This window comes from Acinetobacter tianfuensis, assembly GCF_003611465.1.
GTDB classification, from domain to species: Bacteria; Pseudomonadota; Gammaproteobacteria; order Pseudomonadales; family Moraxellaceae; genus Acinetobacter; species Acinetobacter tianfuensis.
This window is the reverse complement of record NZ_RAXV01000012.1, coordinates 1-17,673: the sequence shown is the minus strand read 5'-3', so window position 1 is coordinate 17,673 and position 17,673 is coordinate 1. Positions and strand designations below refer to the sequence as shown.

Here is a 17,673-nt window from a genome sequence, read left to right as displayed (position 1 = left end):
TAACTTATGACTTCAACTGTTTGTATTGTCAGTGCTAATCAATTAAAGACAGAAAATGCTGCAAAAAATCGTATCTTAAGTTTTATTCATGTTTTAATTGAACGAGGTTATGTTGTTAATTTGGTGTCTATGGATGATGATTCATATCAACTATTAGATCATCCAAATTTTTCACATCACAAAATACCTTATATTAATACCAAAATTTCATCTTTTATGAAAAGAGCACTTTTGGAAATGAAAATTGCATCAAATGCAATTCACAAGGCCAATGAGCTGCAATGCGATGTGAATTTAATTACAATTCCATCTATGTTCTTATTACATTTAAGTTCATCTTTAAATGTTAAATCAACTAAGGTCTTAGATATCAGAGATTTAAGCTGGGAATACTTATCTGATAAATCATTGGTACAGCGTATTGCTAAACTTATATTTAGACAAAGTGCCTTAATTAATATTAAGAAATTTAATATAGTAAGTGTGACTAATGATCATGAATTCGATTATGTAAAAAAAATTATACCCGAGCATAAGTTGGTTAAAGTTCCAAATGGTGTTTCTCTTGATTTATTTAATCAATTGAGCCAAATTTCATGCCAAAAGGAAGGTGCTCCATTTACTGTAACTTATGTTGGAAATGTTGGTTTAGCACAAGATCTCTCTACATTCGTTGAAACCAGTAAATTATTGCCAAATGTAACTTTTAATATTGTTGGTGATGGCACAGATTTGGAGCGTGTTAAGAGTTTTATTGACCCTCAGCAAAATAACTTGCATTTATTGGGAAGAAAACAATTCACTGAAATTCTAGAAATTTATCAATCAAGCAGCGTATTATATGCACAATTAACGCCAGATTTTTCTGGCGCTATGCCGTCTAAGCTGTATGAATACTTGGCGACAGGTAAATATGTTGTATATGGCGGCCAGAATGTTGCAATTCAAACTTTAAAAAACTTTGAGCATTTTTCAGCTATTGATCCATGTAATGTAGAAGCGCTCAAAAATGAAATTTTAGCGATTATTGAAAAGAATAAATTTAATTCTTTATCCGATAGTAATAGAGCTAAAATCAAAGTGGAATATTTACGTGATACAACAGTATCTAAATTAATGAATATGCTTAAATAAATTTTATCCTTACATATTTTGAGACGATTTTTTTTTAATTAGCAACATCAACATGATACAATTTTTTTCTACGAAATTAAGAATGAACGATATTATTAATTTTTGAATTAATCCTAAGTATGATGTTGTTTTAAAAGGTTAAATGTGGAATTATGAAACGTTTAGTAGATATATTAATTGCTCTAACAGCATTAATCATTCTTTCCCCGATATTTATTTTAGTAGCATATAAAGTAAGAAAAAATTTAGGATCTCCAATTTTTTTCTATCAAGAGCGTCCAGGGAAAGATGGGAAGCTTTTTAAAATGATGAAGTTTCGTTCCATGAAAGATGCTGTTGACAGCAAAGGTAATCCTTTGCCGGATGAAATGCGGATCACGCCCTTTGGACAGAAATTGCGTTCGACCAGCTTAGATGAAATGCCACAGCTTATTAATGTGCTAAAAGGTGATATGAGTGTGGTTGGTCCACGACCTATGCTGAAAGAGTTTGTTGAATTGTACTCACCGGAACAAGCACGTCGTTTAGAAGTTCGCCCTGGTATGACTGGCCTTGCACAAATTAGTGGCCGTAATGAACTTGATTATGAAGAACGATTTAAATGTGATGTTTGGTATGTTGATAATCAAAGTCTTGCGGTAGATTTTAAAATTATGTTTAAAACTGTTGCTGTAATGACTAAAAAAGAAGGGATTAATGCCCCAGGTCATGTAGGTCCATCATTATTTCAAGGTAATGATACTGCAAAGAATAAAGATGAATTAAAATCTTAATATTGATATTCTTGGTAATACTATTACATGATCAAAAAAGCAATTCTCCCAGTCGCGGGCTTAGGAACTCGCTTTCTGCCTGCAAGTAAGTCTATTCCTAAAGAAATGGTCACAGTGGTTGACCGTCCAGCCATTGAGTATGTTGTAAAAGAGGCTGTTGCTGCAGGTATTGAACAAATTATATTAGTTACACATAGTTCTAAAGCATCGATTGAAAATTATTTTGATCGTAATTTTGAGCTTGAAACGACTTTAGAAAATAAAAAGAAATTTGATTTACTTAAAGAAATTACCGAAATTTTACCGCCACATGTGAATGTTATTAGTGTACGTCAGCCACAGCCCTTAGGTTTGGGGCATGCAGTACTCTGTGCAAAAGCAGTAGTTGGCGATGATGATTTTGCTGTTTTACTCCCAGATGTTTTAGTCAAAGATTCATCGGACACCAATGATTTAAGTTTGATGATTCAGCGATTCGCTGACACTCAAGCATCACAAATTATGGTTGAGGCTGTACCTGACCACATGGTTGATCAATATGGTATTGTTGATGTTGCCTCGACTCCTGCCGAAGGGCGTAGTATTGTTATGCAAGGTATTGTAGAAAAACCTGCACTGGGTACAGCTCCTTCAAATTTATCTGTCGTTGGGCGTTATATTTTACCCGCCAAAATTATGCAGCTTTTGGAACAAACACCAAAAGGCGCGGGCAATGAAATTCAACTGACCGATGCGATTGCGATGTTACAGCAGACTGAAGTGGTTGAAGCCTATCGAATGAAAGGTCAGACTTTTGATTGTGGCAGTAAGCTAGGCTATTTAAAGGCTGTATTGCACTATGGGATTGATCATCCGCAATTGGGCGAGTCATTCAAGGCATTGATACAAGAATTAACCTGATCTAATTAAATTAAAAAGGAGTGGCGATGAAAATTGCCATATTTGGACATACCTTATATGCGATGTCGATGGCAGGAATATTGTCAGAGTGTGGCCATGAAGTTATTTGTCCACAGTATTTCAATACTCATCAAGACTCCCAATGCTTTCTTTACGATGAAGCTGTCGTTCGGCTTCTAGAGACGCAACAACAAAAAGGTTTTTTACAATTTTGTAGTTTGGCTGAATTACCAATAGATATACAAGTCTATTTATTTAGCTTTGGGCATAGTGAAGAACAACAAGCAATTGATATTTTATTAGAGTTGCAAAAAAGACCAATTATTCACCCTAAGCTGATGCTAAATGCCTCTACTTTAGGGCTTCATGGTACGGATAAACTGCGACAATATTTAGCCCAAGATGATTGGGTATATGTGCCTGATACCGTGCAGGAAGGAAATGCGATTGCAAGTTTAACCAATATCAGTCAGCAAGTGATTGGTTGCGATAATCCAAAGGTTCAACCTGTCATTTGTGAGCTATTCAGGCCAATTTTCCCTCGGAAAGAGCAACTTTTGTTTATGCCTGTACTTGATGCAGAATTTACCAAATTTAGCATTTCTGGCATGTTGGCAACGCGCATTAGTTATATGAATGATATGGCTGTGGTGGCGGAAAAGTTAGGCATTGATATTGAAAATGTACGCCAAGGCATGTCTGCGGATAATCGCATTGGTCGTGCATATTTAAATCCTGGCGCTGGTTTTGGTGGTGAAAACTTTTCACATGATGTTTTAAGCTTAGCGCAAACTGTGATGGATACAGGGCTTAAGAGCCAACTTCTGACACAAGTATGGGATATTAATGAGCAGCAAAAAGAGCTGCTGTTTCGCAAGTTATGGAACTATTTTCAAGGTGATTTGAGCGGAAAGGTTGTTGCGATTTGGGGGGCATCATTTAAAGAAAATACCTCAAGGATCGAGCAATCTCCTATTCATGCCATGTTGCAAGCATTATGGGCGCAAGGTGTTCAGGTGCGACTGCATGACCCTCAGGCATTAAAGGAAATTCAGCTCCAGTATGGTGAACGAGCCGATTTAGTCTTGTGTTCGACACAATACGAGGCAGTTCAAGGGGCCCATGCCTTGTGTGTCTTGACTGCATGGAAACAGTATATGAGTCCAGATTATCAGCGTTTATTTAATCTGATGAGTCATCCTTTGCTATTAGATGGGCGGAATATTTACTCACCTGAATTTATTCAGTCGCAAGGCTTTGCCTATATGGGGGTAGGGCGCTAATGTCTCAATTTGCACGACCAAGATTGGTTGATACGCCTGATCAGGTGATAGATCAATTGCAACAACTGAGTTTAAAGCTGAAGACACAGCATTTAACAGAATTATTTCAATCTGATTCGACGCGCTTTGAGCAGTTTTCTGTTCAATTCGATGCTTTGTTTTTTGATTTTAGTAAGCAACGTTTAAATGTGGATGTACTTAAAAACTTGGCTGCATGGGCCCATGCATGCGATTTAAAAACTTGGATTGGGCAATTATTTTCTAATTCGCTCTTAAATGATACCGAAGAGCGCGCAGCCAAACATTGGGCCTTGCGTTTAGCACAAGACAGCGAAGCTCATTCAGATTTAGCCTTACAAGTACATGCACAGCTTGAGCGAATGTATGCTTTAGTGGAAAAAATTCACGCAGGGCAGTATCGAGGCTCAACAGGTGAAGTGATTCAGGATGTGGTTAATATTGGTGTAGGTGGCTCAGATTTAGGACCACTTATGGTGTCACAAGCTTTATCTGACTTTAAGGCACAAACAACCAAGCCTCTGAATGTCCATTTTGTTTCTACAATGGATGGCAGTCAGCTTTCTGATTTATTGTATAAGCTACGCCCTGAAACTACGCTATTTATTATTTCATCCAAATCGTTTAGTACGATTGATACCTTATCTAATGCTCAAACGGTAAGGTTATGGTTAGAAAAGACTTTAGGTCAGCAACCTAAAGTGTTAAAGCACCATTTTATTGGTGTATCGACCAAAGAAGATAAAATGACGCAATGGGGAATAGCTCCAGAAAACCAGCTGCTGCTTTGGGATTGGGTCGGCGGTCGTTATTCTTTGTGGTCGTGTATTGGCTTTCCAATTGCTTTAACCATTGGCGTAGATAGTTTTAAACATTTGCTGGCGGGTGCTAATGCTGTTGATCAACATTTCCAAACCGCTTCATTTGAACATAATATTCCTGTGCTTATGGCATTATTAGGAGCATGGAATAATAACTTTTTAGATATGCAGACGCATGCCGTTTTACCTTATGATGGGCGTTTGAAGCATTTTGCTGCTTACTTGCAGCAACTCGAAATGGAATCAAATGGTAAATCTGTACAAAGAGATTCAGCGCCTGTTGCAATGAATACTTGTCCTGTTATTTGGGGGGAAGTGGGGCCAAATGCACAACATGCTTTCTATCAATTGTTACATCAGGGTACACATGCAGTCAGCTGTGACTTTATTGCACCTATTCAGCGTTATACAGCCCAACAATTTACATATATTGATAATGCAGAAGCACTTATTGAACAGCATCATTTAGCCTTATCAAACTGTTTGGCGCAGTCTCGGCTTTTGGCCTTTGGTAATCAGGCACTTGATCCAAAAGAGTTGCAGAATCTGGCAATATTTAAACAATATAAAGGCAATCAACCAAGTTCAACGCTTTTAATTCGAGAACTCAGCCCGTATACACTTGGCATGTTAGTCGCATTGTATGAGCATAAAGTTTTTGTGCAATCTGTACTGTGGAACATTAATCCATTTGACCAATGGGGAGTGGAAAAAGGGAAAGAAATTGCTAATCATCTTTTGCCGATTTTAAATCGTGAAAGAGAAGATATTTCTCACTTTGATTCTTCGACACAAGGCTTACTCAACATTTTAATGGGGAAATAGTATGGCAACAATTTTAGTGACGGGTGGGGCAGGTTATATTGGCTCACATACATGTATTGAATTATTAACTATGGGTCATGAGGTCATTGTTTTTGATAATTTATCAAATAGTGTTGAGGAATCTTTAGCCCGTGTACGTGATATTACGCAGAAAGAGCTTAGTTTTGTAAAAGGCGATATCCGTGATGCTGATGCTCTAGATCATGTGTTTAAGCAATATTCAATTGATGCAGTCATTCATTTTGCTGGCTTAAAAGCAGTGGGTGAAAGTCAGCAATTTCCTGCGATGTATTTTGATAATAATATTGCTGGCTCTATCTCTTTAGTACAAGCCATGGCGCGAGCAGGCGTATATAAGCTGGTATTTAGCTCATCGGCAACTGTTTATGATGAAGCCAATGTTGCACCTTTAAATGAAGAGATGCCAACGGGTGTGCCAAATAATAACTATGGTTATACTAAATTAATGGTTGAGCAGATTTTGCAAAAATTAGCGGATGCTGATGAGCGCTGGTCGATTGCTTTGTTGCGTTATTTTAACCCTGTTGGCGCACATAAGAGTGGCCGGATTGGTGAAGATCCACAGGGTATTCCAAATAATTTAATGCCTTATGTTACTCAAGTGGCAGTAGGGCGTCGGGAAAAGTTGTCAATATTTGGCAATGACTATGATACTGTTGATGGTACAGGTGTGCGTGATTATATTCATGTGGTCGATTTGGCCAATGCGCATTTGTGTGCTTTGAATCATCGTTTAAATACTCGAGGTTGCCGTGCTTGGAATATTGGCACAGGAAATGGTATTTCGGTTAAGCAAATTCGAGATACTTTTGAGCAAGTAAATGGGATAGAGATTCCATTTGAGTACGTGCCACGCCGTTCAGGCGATGTAGCAATTTCATTTGCAGATAATGCGCGTGCTGTTGCAGAATTAGGCTGGCAACCTAAATATGGTTTAGAAGATATGTTGGCAGACAGTTGGAACTGGCAAAAGCAGAACCCACAAGGTTACCAATCCTAAGCTAGAAAAAAGAGCCTCGAAAGGCTCTTTTTTATTGGCATTGATTAACTTTCGATGAGTTGCGTGAGTAGATCAACATAGTATTGAATAGACTCTGGATTTTTCGAAGCTGTTGTTTCGATATTTAGGCGTAACAGTGGCTCAGTATTTGAAGCACGCACGTTAAGGCGCCAGCTGCCAAAATCGAGGCTAATGCCATCAGTTTTATCAATCGCAGGATTCTGTTCTGCAAAATGCTCAAAGATCTTTTGAATCGTCACTTGTGTATCTTGTACTTTAAAGTTGATTTCGCCAGAGCAAGGGAATTTTGCAATCATGCCTTCTACTAAAGAAGACAGTGTCTGCTGCGTTTCAGACAATACAGAAACAGCCAACAACCATGGAATCATGCCGCTGTCGCAGTAAGCAAAATCACGGAAATAATGATGCGCGGACATTTCGCCACCATATACCGCATTTTGTTCACGCATCACTTGTTTAATAAACGCATGGCCTGATTTTGATTGTACAGTTTGGCCCTTATATTGTTCTACGATGTCCACGGTATTCCATACGAGGCGTGGGTCATGCACAATTTTTTCACCTGCTTGCTTGAGCAAAAACGCTTGTGCAAGTAAGCCAACAATATAATAGCCTTCAATAAATTGACCTTTTTCATCAAATAAGAAGCAGCGGTCAAAGTCACCATCCCAGGCAAGGCCCATATCTGCCCCGTGTTCAAGTACTGCATTACGTGTACTGTCACGGTTTTCAACTAAGAGTGGGTTGGGAATACCATTGGGGAATGTGCCATCCGCTTCATGATGGATTTTAATAAATTCTACAGGGATATTGAGGCTTTTGAATTTTTCTTCAATCGCATCAATCACATGGCCTGCGGCACCATTTCCAGCATTGACCACCAGTTTTAATGGACGAATTTTTGCTGGATCAATATAGCCCATCAAATGCGCTACAAATTCAGGCAAAATATTGTATTTTTCTGTTGTGCCTTTATGCTCAACTTCATTGAATACACCAGCTTCAGCTAAAGCTTGAATTTCTTTTAAGCCTGTATCAGCGCTAATTGGACGTGAGTTTTCACGTACCAATTTCATGCCATTATAATCCATAGGATTATGGCTGGCAGTGACTTCAATTCCCCCTTGTACATCAAGATGGAATGCACCAAAGTAGACTTCTTCAGTCCCTGTCATACCAAGGTCAAGTACATTTACGCCAGCATCATTTAGGCCTTTGATGGTTGCTTGTTTTAAGCCTTCACTGCTTAAGCGAATGTCACAGCCGACCACGATGGTTTTAGGTTGGTAGATTTGACCATAGGCGCGGCCTACTTTATAGGCGATCTCTTCATTGAGTTCCTCTCCTAATTTTCCTCGAATATCGTAAGCTTTAAAGCAAGTTAGTTTCGTCATGTTTATACTCTTATTTGTATTAAAAAAGGCTGGATCAACCAGCCTTTCTTTTAATCACTTCACTGTATTCTTTTATTCAACAGTAACAGATTTTGCTAAGTTACGCGGCTGATCAACATCCGTACCGCGCAATACAGCAACATGATATGAAAGCAGCTGTACAGGAATGCTGTAAACAATTGGCGCTAAAATTTCATTCACGCTTGGCACATACACTACATGCTGGCGGTCTTTCGCTTTGATGCCGCTGTTTTCATCGGCAAAGACAAACAGTTCACCGCCACGTGCTTGCACTTCTTCCATATTGGATTTCAGTTTATCCAGCATGTCGTCTTTAGGCGCTAAAATGACCACAGGCATGTCGTTGTCAACTAAAGCTAATGGGCCATGTTTAAGCTCGCCGGCTGCATAACCTTCAGCATGAATGTATGAAATTTCTTTCAGTTTCAATGCGCCTTCCAAGGCAATTGGAAACTCTGTGCCGCGGCCTAAGAATAAGCAATGATTCTTTTCTACAAACAGTTCAGATAAACGCAGAATTTCAGCGTTATTTTGCAGCGTATCTAAAATAACTTTAGGCGTATGCCAAAGCGCAGCAGTAATTGTTTCAATCTGTTCAGCGCTGATGGTGCTTTTTACATTGCCAATTTTCAAAATGAGCAGCATGAGGGCCGCTAATTGAGTTGTAAAGGCTTTGGTTGAAGCAACCCCAATTTCTGGACCGGCCAGTGTAAGTAAATTGTGGTTGGTTTCACGCACCATAGACGATGTTGCAACGTTACAGATCGTTAGAGTTGCAATATCTAAGCCTTTGGCTGCTGCGCGTTTTTGCGTATCACGAAGTGCCGCCAATGTGTCTGCAGTTTCGCCAGACTGTGAAATGCATACATAAAGCGTATTGTTCACAATTACTGGAGAGCGGTAGCGGTATTCGCTGGCAATTTCGACTTGGCACGGCACATCAATCAGCTGTTCAAACCAATATTTTGCAATCATGCCGGCATGGTAACTGGTACCGCAGGCAATGATTTGCACTTGCTGAATTCTGCTGAAATCTGCTTCAGCTGTTTTGAGGAAGTCATCGCGCAGCGCATTGCTATTTAAGGCTTGAGAAATCGTTTGCTGAATCGCTTCAGGCTGTTCATAGATTTCTTTCAGCATATAATGCTTATATTCGCCTTTTGATGCATTGCTGACGGTTGCATCCAGCTCTTTTACAGGACGCTCCACACGTTTGCCATCAACAAAAACTTCAATGCTGGTACGGGTTAAACGCGCAATATCACCTTCTTCAAGGTAGATGAAGCGGTTAGTAATCGGCAATAAAGCCAATTGGTCAGAACTGATAAAGTTTTCACCAATGCCGACACCAATCACGAGTGGAGAGCCTTCACGCACCGTGATTAATTCATTTGGATGATCTGTATGTACGATACCTAGAGCATAGGCGCCTTTGAGCTGCGGCACGACTTGGCGTACAGCTTCCATCAGGCTTGGGGTGGATTTCAGCGCATCATTCACCAAATGAGCCACAACTTCGGTATCTGTTTGAGAGGTAAACACATAGCCTAATGCTTCGAGGTCGTCTTTCAGCTCTTGGTAGTTCTCAATAATCCCATTATGCACCACAGCTACATTGCCTGAAATATGCGGGTGCGCATTGTTTTCAGTCGGTTTGCCGTGAGTTGCCCAGCGTGTATGCGCAATACCGAGAGCGCCTGCAATATGAGACTGGTTAACAGCGTCTTCAAGATTGGCTACTTTGCCGACACGGCGCTCACGAAGCACTTGACCGTTGTTGACAAGCGCTAGGCCAGCAGAGTCATAGCCGCGGTATTCAAGGCGCTTTAAGCCTTCAATTAAAATATTGGTAATGCTGCGTTCTGCGATACCGCCAACGATGCCACACATATGTAAACCCTCTTATTTCTTAATCTTTTGCGGACGCGGATAGTTTTCTTTGGCAAACTGCTTAGAACGTTCTACTGCTAAGCTATAGTCTGCAACATCGCGTGTAATCACTGAACCAGCACCTACCGTTGCGCCATTGCCAATAGTGACAGGGGCAACTAAAGAGCTGTTCGAACCAATAAAGGCTGCATCGCCAATAGTTGTTTTAAATTTGTTTGCGCCATCGTAATTGCACGTAATTGTACCTGCGCCAATATTTGAGCCTGCACCAACTTCGGCATCACCTAAATAAGTAAAGTGATTGGCTTTAGAGCCAAGGCCAATGCTGGTGTTTTTGACTTCAACGAAGTTGCCGATATGCACTTCATTGGCCAGTTTTGCACCTGGACGCAAACGGGCGAATGGGCCAATTTGGGCATCTTCACCGACAATTGCGCTGTCAAAAACGCTATATGGCTGCACTTTAGTACCAGACGCTATTTTAGTGTTTTTAATCACACAGCCTGCGCCAATTTCAACATGGTCGCCAAGCTCAACCTCACCTTCAATAATGACATTGATGTCAATGCGTACATCATTGCCGACAGTGAGCTTGCCGCGTAAATCAAAGCGGCTAGGATCAATCAGATGGACGCCTTGCTGCATCAGCTTTTTAGCTTGGTCAGCTTGATACTCGCGTTCTAAAGCGGCCAGCTGAACGCGGTCATTGACGCCTTCGACTTCAAAAGCGCGTTCAGGCTCTACAGATGACACTTGCAAACCGTCTGCAATGGCCATTGCGACAATATCTGTCAGGTAATATTCGCCTTGAGCATTATCATTTGATAATTTCGGCAGCCATTCATGTAATTTGGCATTGCTGACACAATAAATGCCAGTGTTGATTTCTTTGATTTGACGCTGTGTATCAGATGCATCTTTATGTTCAACAATCGCTTGAATTTGCCCATTTTTACGGACAATACGGCCGTAGCCAGATGCATCAGGCAGCGTTAGCGTGACTAGGCCAATGCCAGTATTTGCTGAAGCATCAAGCAGCTTTTGCAAGGTATCTTGGCTGATGCAAGGCACGTCACCAGATAAGATTAACGATTGGCCTGTTTGAGGCAAAACTGGCAGTGTTACTTTGACTGCATGACCTGTACCCAGCTGTTCGGCCTGTTCCACCCATTGAACCTTTTCATGGGCAAATGCACTTTGAACCAAATGGCCGCCATGTCCATAAATTGTAATAATATTATTGGCGTGGAGTTTTTTTGCCGTTTCAATAACATGTCCAAGCAGCGGGCGGCCAGCTAAGGGTTGCAGTACTTTCGGCAAGCTGGAACGCATACGGGTTCCTTTACCTGCAGCTAAAATGATAACGCTAGTAGACATGTTTGATCCTAAAAGTATCTATCACATAGAAATAAAATAAAAATAAAAATAAATGCACAGCGCAGCCCATAAGCCTGCAATAATGTCGTCCAGCATAATGCCGAAACCGCCATCTACACTGCGGTCAATGGCACGAATTGGCCAAGGTTTCCAAACATCAAATAAACGGAATAAAGCAAAGCCAATAATCAGCCACAGCCAATTCATTTGACCAAGATATAAAACTGGAACAAATGTGATGGATTGGCCGGCGAACTCATCCCAAACAATGCGTCCATCATCATGTACCCCCATCACCTGTGCGGTTTTACCGCAAATATAGATGCCAATCAGAGACATAAATACAATAGCAATAATGGTGTTGGATAAGCCAATTGCAAGCCAGATCGGGACAAACAATAAAGCAAATGCTGAACCAAATGTGCCCGGCGCTTTGGGTGCTAGGCCTGAGCCAAAACCTACGCCGCAAAACACAATGGAGCGTTCAAAGAGGCTCATCTGCTTAAAGTTGATTTCTGGTTTATGCAAAGTGCTGATATCCATGAAATTGAACGGAATAATCTACGCCATTCTTTAAAAAAGTTAATCCCAAGTTCTGGGTAATTTTGCCAATAATTGTAAAATTTGTATCTGTTTTTTGCTGTAAAAGCTGCTCATAATGCTGCTGGCTGATTGTAAAGCATAATTCATAGTCATCGCCACCAGCGAGCGCATATTGATATTTTTCTTGATCTGAAAGTTTTTGCAGCGCTGGACTGAGCGGCAGCGCATCGACATGCAGAACAGCGCCTTTACCCGAAGCGTTCAGAATATGTCCTAAATCTTGCGCAAGGCCGTCAGATACGTCAATCATACTGGATGCCAAGCCTTTCAGCTGTGCGCCTAAGGCGCAGCGCGGCGTTGGATAGTCCAGGCGCTGTTGCAGCGGATGGCCGAGATGCTGCAAGGCAAAGGCCGCATCGCCGATGGTGCCGCTGACGCAAATTAAATCATCTATTTGCGCGCCTGAGCGGGTCACAGCCAGACCAGTTTCAATCCAGCCTAAAGCTGTGACGGTAATGGTTAAATGCGGGCTTTGCGTTGTATCGCCGCCGATTAGGCTTACACCAAATTGATCACAGCAGTCGTATAGGCCCTGACTGAATGCCTTCAGCCAATCATGATCAATTTGGTCTAAGCTCAAAGCCAATAAAATGCTGTGCGGTTTCGCGCCCATTGCAGCAATGTCAGATAAATTGACGGCAACAGTTTTCCAGCCAATGGCATGCGGGGGGGTATCGAGAGGAAAGTGCCTTCCAGCAACAGATGTATCGGCGCAGATGACCAATTGCTGCTGTGGCGGGGGAGTGAGCAAGGCTGAGTCGTCACCGACCCCTAGATCGACAGAATGTTGATTCTTTCGATTAAAATAGGTGTCGATAATTGAGAACTCAGCCATACAGTCAATCGAAGCAAAAATTACTTTGCTTGCTGTTTTTCTGCTGCACGTAAAGTTGTCGCTAAACGGTCTAATACACCATTGATGTATTTATGGCTGTCTGCACCGCCAAAATGTTTAGCCAGTTCGATTGCTTCATCTAAAACAACACGGTATGGAATTTCAATGTGTTCTTTCAATTCATACGCGCCAAGACGAAGTGTCGCAAGCTCTACGCCGTCTAAAGCGCTGAGTTCACGGTCGAGTACAGGGATTAAGAGCGCATCCAATGCTTCATGATTGGCAACCACTTGAGTCAACAATTCATGATAATAGCTTAGATCCACTTTATGCATTGCATTTTCAGCACGGGTGCGCGCTTCAATTTCATGCACAGGATTGTGGCTCATCTGCCATTCATAAATTCCTTGTACAGCAAAACGGCGAGCTTTGCGTTTCGCTGCATAAGTTGCTTGAAGTGTTTGCGACATAGCGTTAAATAGCCTTTAACAAGTTAACCATTTCAATTGCAGTCAATGCAGCTTCGCTGCCTTTATTGCCTGCTTTTGTTCCAGAGCGTTCAATCGCTTGTTCAATACTGTCCGTAGTCAATACACCATTGATCACTGGCAAGCCAGTATCTAGGCCAACAACACCTAAACCTTTGGCGCATTCGCCAGCCACGAAATCAAAATGAGGTGTGCTGCCGCGGATAACCGCGCCAAGTGCAATGATAGCGTCAAAACGTTCAGTTGCCGCTAATTTTTTCGCAACAACTGGAAGTTCCCATGCGCCTGGTGCATGAACAACAGTGATATTATCCTCTGATACGCCATGACGTTTCAATGTATCAATTGCGCCATCCAGCAGATGTTCAACAACAAAGCTGTTAAAACGGCCAACTAAAATCGCATAACGGTCTTCGTTTGCGAGATTTAACATGCCTTCAATGCGGTGAACTGCCATAGTAACCTCGATAATTTCTTAAGATGTTTGATTTGCGGTGATGTATTCCACCACTTCTAAGTTAAAGCCTGATAGTGCATTGAAACGTAATGGAGAGCTAAGCAGCTTCATTTTTTCTACACCTAAATCACGCAGAATTTGAGCGCCCACACCAATCGTTTGATACTGCTGAGAAAGCGCAGCATTCGATTTGGCTGGTTTTGGCGCAGTGAGATTTGCTAGCGCTGGACCTAAGTCTTGTAAATGGCGCTGACCGATCCACACTAAAACACCGCGGTCACTGCTGGCGATTTCTTTCAGCGCTTTATCTAAATTCCATACTGGCTCACCGTCTTTTTTGTTAATTTTTAACAAATCGCGGGCTGGGCTGAAACCATGTACGCGCACAGTTGTTACGCCGTCTTTGGGCTGGCCTTTTACCAGCGCTAAATGAATATCCGGATTGCCAAGCTCACGGTAACGGAATAATTCAAATGTGCCGTATTCGGTATCTAAGGTTTGCTGATCCAAACGCTCAACGGTTTGTTCGTTGGTCATGCGGTAGTGAATCAGGTCTGCAATGGTACCGATTTTCAGGTCATGTTTTTCAGCAAAAACCTCTAAATCCGGGCGGCGCGCCATCGTGCCGTCTTCATTGATGATTTCGCAAATGACCGACGCTGGCTCTAAGCCTGCTAGGCGAGACAAGTCACAGCCTGCTTCCGTATGGCCTGCACGGTGCAGTACACCGCCCGGCTGCGCCATCAGCGGGAAGATATGGCCTGGCTGCACAATATCAGCCGGTTTCGCATGCGCCGCTACAGCGGTTTGAATGGTATGCGCGCGTTCAGCCGGTGAAATGCCTGTAGAAATGCCTTCAGCGGCTTCAATAGAAAGCGTGAAGTTTGTGCCGTGCTGTGCGCCGTTGGCATCGACCATTAAAGGCAGATTCAGCTGCTGGCAGCGGTCTCGGCTTAAGGTCAAGCAAACTAAACCGCGGGCATGGGTAATCATAAAGTTAATATCTTCTGCACGGACATGCGTGGCAGCGATAACTAAATCACCTTCATTTTCACGGTCTTCGTCATCCATAAGGATAACCATTTTACCAGCACGGATATCTGCTACGAGCTCTTCAACTGTATTGAGCGGCATCAGCCTTCACCTTCTTTTTAGTCTTCTGTGAAGACACTAAACTTGTATTGATTGCTGCATAGTCTAACGTTTTTTTACGTGTTTTGCCTATGCTTATTACTTTCCCTATGCGGTTCATTGTTATACACAGTCCAGCCAGACATTTAAAGTCAACTTTATTTGAAATAAAGGCGAATACGCGCAATCTTTAAACGATTGAAAAGCATAAAAATGTTTAACCTTATCTGGTTTTTGCATCATTCAAGCTCAGCGCCAGCATGCTGAGTTTAAGTGAAATGCAGCAATAACCGTATGAATCACTGAAAGAAAATGTTCTGGTTTTATGCTGCAGCAGGGTCTAAATAAGATTGAAGGAGCATTTTATTGGCTTCTAAAATGCTTTTTTGTAAAGCTGGCTCATGTATGGCGCGGGAGATTGAAATCGCGCCAACCAGCTGGCATATCATGGCCCAAGCTTTATTTTCACAGCCTAAATGCTGAGTAAATAAAGCATGACCGCGCAGTAACTCTTTTTCATAAGTCTGCTTAATACAGTCATCTGCACGGGCAACTTCAGAAGCTAAGGCAGGCAAGACACATCCTTGCTCTGGATGTTCAAGGTGTGACGAGCTTAAATAACGTTCCAATTCAAAATTAATCCAGTCTTTCGCATTGTCATGCGGGTTGCTTTGCCACATGTTGAAACTTTGCTGCAGTTCATATTCAACCAGTGCTTTGAGTAAATCCTGCTTAGATGAAAAATGTGAATAGAATGTCCCGCTGGTCACGCCGGCAGCTTGCATAAAGCCGTCTACACCTGTTGCAGCAAAGCCATTTTTTTTCGCTATTTGCCCTGTAATGCTGAGCAGCTCTAGGCGTTTTTGCGGTTTGTATTCGGGTTTATAGCGCATGGGCATGGCCCTAAAAAAATAAGATTGACGATAATTTGAGCATAACATAGTATTCGTTATAGTAACGACCGTTATCTTATGGGCATAAAGATAAAAAAGGATGTGATGTATGGCGCAGCAGGAAGAGCGGGTGAAAGTAGCATTAGTGATAGGTGCTGGTGATTCAACAGGCGGTGAGATCGCCAAACGGTTTGCGCGGGGAGGCTATATTGCCTGTATGACGCGGCGCAATGCAGAAAAAATGCAGCCGCTGATTAAGGAAATTCAGCAGCAGGGCGGGCAGGCTTACGGTTTTGCTTCGGATGCGCGTAAAGAAGAGCAAGTTATTGAGCTGATGGAACATATTGAAGCTAAGATTGGTCCAATTGAAGTGCTGGTCTTTAATATTGGTGCAAATGTGCCTTGCAGTATTTTGGATGAAACTGCGCGCAAATATTTTAAAATTTGGGAAATGGCCTGCTTTAGCGCATTTTTGACAGGCCGTGAAGCAGCCAAGCGTATGGTAAGCCGTGAGCGCGGCACCATTATTTTTACGGGTGCAACGGCTGGGCTGCGTGGCGCCTCGCATTTTGCGGCCTTTGCAGGGGCAAAACATGCGTTGCGGGCTTTGGCGCAAAGTATGGCGCGGGAGCTGGGCCCAAACAATATTCATGTGGCGCATGTGGTGGTAGACGGCGCAATTGATACTGACTTTATTCAAGAAACTTTTCCAGACTTATATGCTAAAAAAGAGCAGGACGGCATTTTAAACCCTGCACATATTGCTGAAAATTATTGGCATTTGGCACACCAGCCCAGAGATGCTTGGACGCATGAGCTGGATTTAAGGCCGTGGATGGAACGCTGGTAATTGAATAACGAAATGAAAAAGGATGAGTCATTGAAACAAATAGAATTTTATTTTGATGTGGGCAGTCCCTACAGCTATATCGGTTTTTACCGTATTCAGCAGATTGCAGCGCAGTATCAGGCAGCTATTATATGGAAGCCTTTGCTGCTGGGCGGGGTATTTAAAGCGACGGGCAACAGCAGTCCTATGACTGTTCCCGCCAAAGCGCGTTATTCCATGATGGATTTGCAGCGCTGGTCTAAATTATGGCAAATACCTGTGCAAATGAATCCGCATTTTCCAATCAATACCTTGCAATTGATGCGGCTGCTGACTGCTGTTCAGCTTTATCAGCCTGAACATTTTTTAAAAACTGCAGCAGGCATTTTTGATGCTATGTTTGGGCAGCCGCGTAATCTCAATGATCTGCAGGTGCTGATGCAGCTGATTCAGGATATAGGCCTTGAAGCCTCACAAGTTCAAGCATGGCTAGATGACGACAAGGTGAAAGCTGCACTTAAAGAGGTGACTGAGGAAGCAGTTGAGCGCGGTGTGTTTGGTGCACCCAGCTGGTTTGTAGGGAATGAGCTTTTCTGGGGAGTGGATCACCTGCACTTTGTAGAGGCGGCGTTGCATAATGCATGATTGTTCAGCGGGTGCTGCTGAGAGATAAAAAAAGCGAACCTGAGTTCGCTTTTTTCATATGCAGGCTTTAGAAGAAACCCATGGCTTTCGTTGAATAACTGACCAGCAGGTTTTTGGTCTGCTGATAATGGTCGAGCATCATTTTGTGGTTTTCACGGCCAATACCTGATTTTTTATAGCCGCCGAATGCCGCATGTGCTGGGTAGATGTGATAGCAGTTGGTCCATACGCGGCCTGCCTGAATTGCGCGGCCTGCACGGTAAGAGGTATGTGCTGAACGCGACCATACACCTGCGCCTAAGCCATAAATTGTA

Annotated in this window: 18 protein-coding genes; 8 read left to right on the top strand and 10 right to left on the bottom strand. The window is 42.3% G+C overall.

Translation table 11 applies throughout. The annotated features are described in order from the left end of the window. Positions 1 to 6 precede the first annotated feature (6 nt). From D7V32_RS07015 to galE, 6 genes are all read left to right on the top strand, one after another. Entirely contained in the window at positions 7 to 1,134 is a 1,128-nt protein-coding gene (locus D7V32_RS07015) for a glycosyltransferase (RefSeq protein ID WP_120402176.1), read from the top strand. 152 nt (positions 1,135 to 1,286) lie between these two features. Further along, positions 1,287 to 1,907 carry a sugar transferase gene (locus D7V32_RS07010; RefSeq protein WP_120402175.1) on the top strand — a complete coding sequence of 207 codons (621 nt, stop codon included), beginning with the start codon at positions 1,287 to 1,289 and terminating at the stop codon, positions 1,905 to 1,907. A 27-nt stretch (positions 1,908 to 1,934) separates the two neighbouring features. After that, positions 1,935 to 2,807, top strand: a complete 873-nt coding sequence (gene galU / locus D7V32_RS07005) for a UTP--glucose-1-phosphate uridylyltransferase GalU (protein WP_120402174.1) — start codon at positions 1,935 to 1,937, stop codon at positions 2,805 to 2,807. A 26-nt stretch (positions 2,808 to 2,833) separates the two neighbouring features. After that, positions 2,834 to 4,090, top strand: a complete 1,257-nt coding sequence (locus D7V32_RS07000) for a nucleotide sugar dehydrogenase (RefSeq protein ID WP_120402173.1) — start codon at positions 2,834 to 2,836, stop codon at positions 4,088 to 4,090. Further along, positions 4,090 to 5,754, top strand: a complete 1,665-nt coding sequence (gene pgi, locus D7V32_RS06995) for a glucose-6-phosphate isomerase (RefSeq protein WP_120402172.1) — start codon at positions 4,090 to 4,092, stop codon at positions 5,752 to 5,754. Before D7V32_RS07000 ends, pgi begins: the two co-directional genes overlap by 1 nt. Before the next feature lies 1 nt (position 5,755). Further along, positions 5,756 to 6,775 (top strand): UDP-glucose 4-epimerase GalE, encoded by a 1,020-nt coding sequence (galE, locus tag D7V32_RS06990; protein ID WP_120402171.1) that lies wholly within the window; start codon positions 5,756 to 5,758, stop codon positions 6,773 to 6,775. Positions 6,776 to 6,819: 44 nt separating this feature from the next. On the opposite strand, the gene D7V32_RS06985 is transcribed toward galE, so the two are convergent. The 9 genes from D7V32_RS06985 to D7V32_RS06945 all read right to left on the bottom strand — a co-directional run bounded on the left by D7V32_RS06985 (position 6,820) and on the right by D7V32_RS06945 (position 15,885). Further along, on the bottom strand, positions 6,820 to 8,190 hold the full coding sequence (locus tag D7V32_RS06985; RefSeq protein ID WP_120402170.1) for a phosphohexomutase domain-containing protein: 1,371 nt from the start codon (positions 8,188 to 8,190) through the stop codon (positions 6,820 to 6,822). 72 nt (positions 8,191 to 8,262) lie between these two features. Continuing rightward, positions 8,263 to 10,101, bottom strand: coding sequence for a glutamine--fructose-6-phosphate transaminase (isomerizing) (glmS, locus tag D7V32_RS06980; RefSeq protein WP_120402169.1), 1,839 nt, complete (start codon positions 10,099 to 10,101; stop codon positions 8,263 to 8,265). A 12-nt stretch (positions 10,102 to 10,113) separates the two neighbouring features. Next, the gene (gene glmU / locus D7V32_RS06975; RefSeq protein ID WP_120402168.1) at positions 10,114 to 11,478 is read right to left on the bottom strand and encodes a bifunctional UDP-N-acetylglucosamine diphosphorylase/glucosamine-1-phosphate N-acetyltransferase GlmU; all 1,365 of its coding nucleotides are present in this window, start codon (positions 11,476 to 11,478) and stop codon (positions 10,114 to 10,116) included. Between the two features lie 21 nt (positions 11,479 to 11,499). After that, on the bottom strand, positions 11,500 to 12,021 hold the full coding sequence (locus D7V32_RS06970; RefSeq protein ID WP_120402167.1) for a phosphatidylglycerophosphatase A family protein: 522 nt from the start codon (positions 12,019 to 12,021) through the stop codon (positions 11,500 to 11,502). Next, positions 11,999 to 12,916 carry a thiamine-phosphate kinase gene (thiL, locus tag D7V32_RS06965; RefSeq protein WP_120402166.1) on the bottom strand — a complete coding sequence of 306 codons (918 nt, stop codon included), beginning with the start codon at positions 12,914 to 12,916 and terminating at the stop codon, positions 11,999 to 12,001. Before thiL ends, D7V32_RS06970 begins: the two co-directional genes overlap by 23 nt. A gap of 20 nt (positions 12,917 to 12,936) precedes the next feature. Further along, on the bottom strand, positions 12,937 to 13,386 hold the full coding sequence (gene nusB, locus D7V32_RS06960; protein ID WP_120402165.1) for a transcription antitermination factor NusB: 450 nt from the start codon (positions 13,384 to 13,386) through the stop codon (positions 12,937 to 12,939). Positions 13,387 to 13,390: 4 nt separating this feature from the next. Then, complete coding sequence (gene ribH, locus D7V32_RS06955) at positions 13,391 to 13,861, bottom strand: 6,7-dimethyl-8-ribityllumazine synthase (RefSeq protein ID WP_120402164.1); 471 nt, start codon at positions 13,859 to 13,861, stop codon at positions 13,391 to 13,393. A gap of 18 nt (positions 13,862 to 13,879) precedes the next feature. Then, positions 13,880 to 14,995 (bottom strand): bifunctional 3,4-dihydroxy-2-butanone-4-phosphate synthase/GTP cyclohydrolase II, encoded by a 1,116-nt coding sequence (ribBA, locus tag D7V32_RS06950; protein WP_120402163.1) that lies wholly within the window; start codon positions 14,993 to 14,995, stop codon positions 13,880 to 13,882. 320 nt (positions 14,996 to 15,315) lie between these two features. After that, on the bottom strand, positions 15,316 to 15,885 hold the full coding sequence (locus D7V32_RS06945) for a TetR/AcrR family transcriptional regulator (RefSeq protein WP_120402162.1): 570 nt from the start codon (positions 15,883 to 15,885) through the stop codon (positions 15,316 to 15,318). A gap of 109 nt (positions 15,886 to 15,994) precedes the next feature. Between D7V32_RS06945 and D7V32_RS06940 the strand changes: the two genes are divergently transcribed. Together D7V32_RS06940 and D7V32_RS06935 are read left to right on the top strand one after the other, a co-directional pair. Further along, positions 15,995 to 16,735 (top strand): SDR family oxidoreductase, encoded by a 741-nt coding sequence (locus tag D7V32_RS06940; RefSeq protein WP_120402161.1) that lies wholly within the window; start codon positions 15,995 to 15,997, stop codon positions 16,733 to 16,735. A gap of 30 nt (positions 16,736 to 16,765) precedes the next feature. Further along, the gene (locus tag D7V32_RS06935) at positions 16,766 to 17,359 is read left to right on the top strand and encodes a 2-hydroxychromene-2-carboxylate isomerase (RefSeq protein ID WP_120402226.1); all 594 of its coding nucleotides are present in this window, start codon (positions 16,766 to 16,768) and stop codon (positions 17,357 to 17,359) included. A 67-nt stretch (positions 17,360 to 17,426) separates the two neighbouring features. Here the strand turns inward: D7V32_RS06935 and D7V32_RS06930 are convergent. Continuing rightward, positions 17,427 to 17,673 (bottom strand): aldehyde dehydrogenase family protein (locus D7V32_RS06930; protein WP_120402160.1); only part of this gene is annotated, 247 nt, incomplete at its 5' end.

Excerpts from the sequence above, each read along its gene's own strand:
- D7V32_RS07015 (WP_120402176.1), top strand. The coding sequence starts at position 7 with ATGACTTCAACTGTTTGTATTGTCAGTGCTAATCAATTAAAGACAGAA.
- D7V32_RS07010 (WP_120402175.1), top strand. The coding sequence starts at position 1,287 with ATGAAACGTTTAGTAGATATATTAATTGCTCTAACAGCATTAATCATT.
- galU (WP_120402174.1), top strand. The coding sequence starts at position 1,935 with ATGATCAAAAAAGCAATTCTCCCAGTCGCGGGCTTAGGAACTCGCTTT.
- D7V32_RS07000 (WP_120402173.1), top strand. The coding sequence starts at position 2,834 with ATGAAAATTGCCATATTTGGACATACCTTATATGCGATGTCGATGGCA.
- pgi (WP_120402172.1), top strand. The coding sequence starts at position 4,090 with ATGTCTCAATTTGCACGACCAAGATTGGTTGATACGCCTGATCAGGTG.
- galE (WP_120402171.1), top strand. The coding sequence starts at position 5,756 with ATGGCAACAATTTTAGTGACGGGTGGGGCAGGTTATATTGGCTCACAT.
- D7V32_RS06985 (WP_120402170.1), bottom strand. The coding sequence starts at position 8,190 with ATGACGAAACTAACTTGCTTTAAAGCTTACGATATTCGAGGAAAATTA.
- glmS (WP_120402169.1), bottom strand. The coding sequence starts at position 10,101 with ATGTGTGGCATCGTTGGCGGTATCGCAGAACGCAGCATTACCAATATT.
- glmU (WP_120402168.1), bottom strand. The coding sequence starts at position 11,478 with ATGTCTACTAGCGTTATCATTTTAGCTGCAGGTAAAGGAACCCGTATG.
- D7V32_RS06970 (WP_120402167.1), bottom strand. The coding sequence starts at position 12,021 with ATGGATATCAGCACTTTGCATAAACCAGAAATCAACTTTAAGCAGATG.
- thiL (WP_120402166.1), bottom strand. The coding sequence starts at position 12,916 with ATGGCTGAGTTCTCAATTATCGACACCTATTTTAATCGAAAGAATCAA.
- nusB (WP_120402165.1), bottom strand. The coding sequence starts at position 13,386 with ATGTCGCAAACACTTCAAGCAACTTATGCAGCGAAACGCAAAGCTCGC.
- ribH (WP_120402164.1), bottom strand. The coding sequence starts at position 13,861 with ATGGCAGTTCACCGCATTGAAGGCATGTTAAATCTCGCAAACGAAGAC.
- ribBA (WP_120402163.1), bottom strand. The coding sequence starts at position 14,995 with ATGCCGCTCAATACAGTTGAAGAGCTCGTAGCAGATATCCGTGCTGGT.
- D7V32_RS06945 (WP_120402162.1), bottom strand. The coding sequence starts at position 15,885 with ATGCGCTATAAACCCGAATACAAACCGCAAAAACGCCTAGAGCTGCTC.
- D7V32_RS06940 (WP_120402161.1), top strand. The coding sequence starts at position 15,995 with ATGGCGCAGCAGGAAGAGCGGGTGAAAGTAGCATTAGTGATAGGTGCT.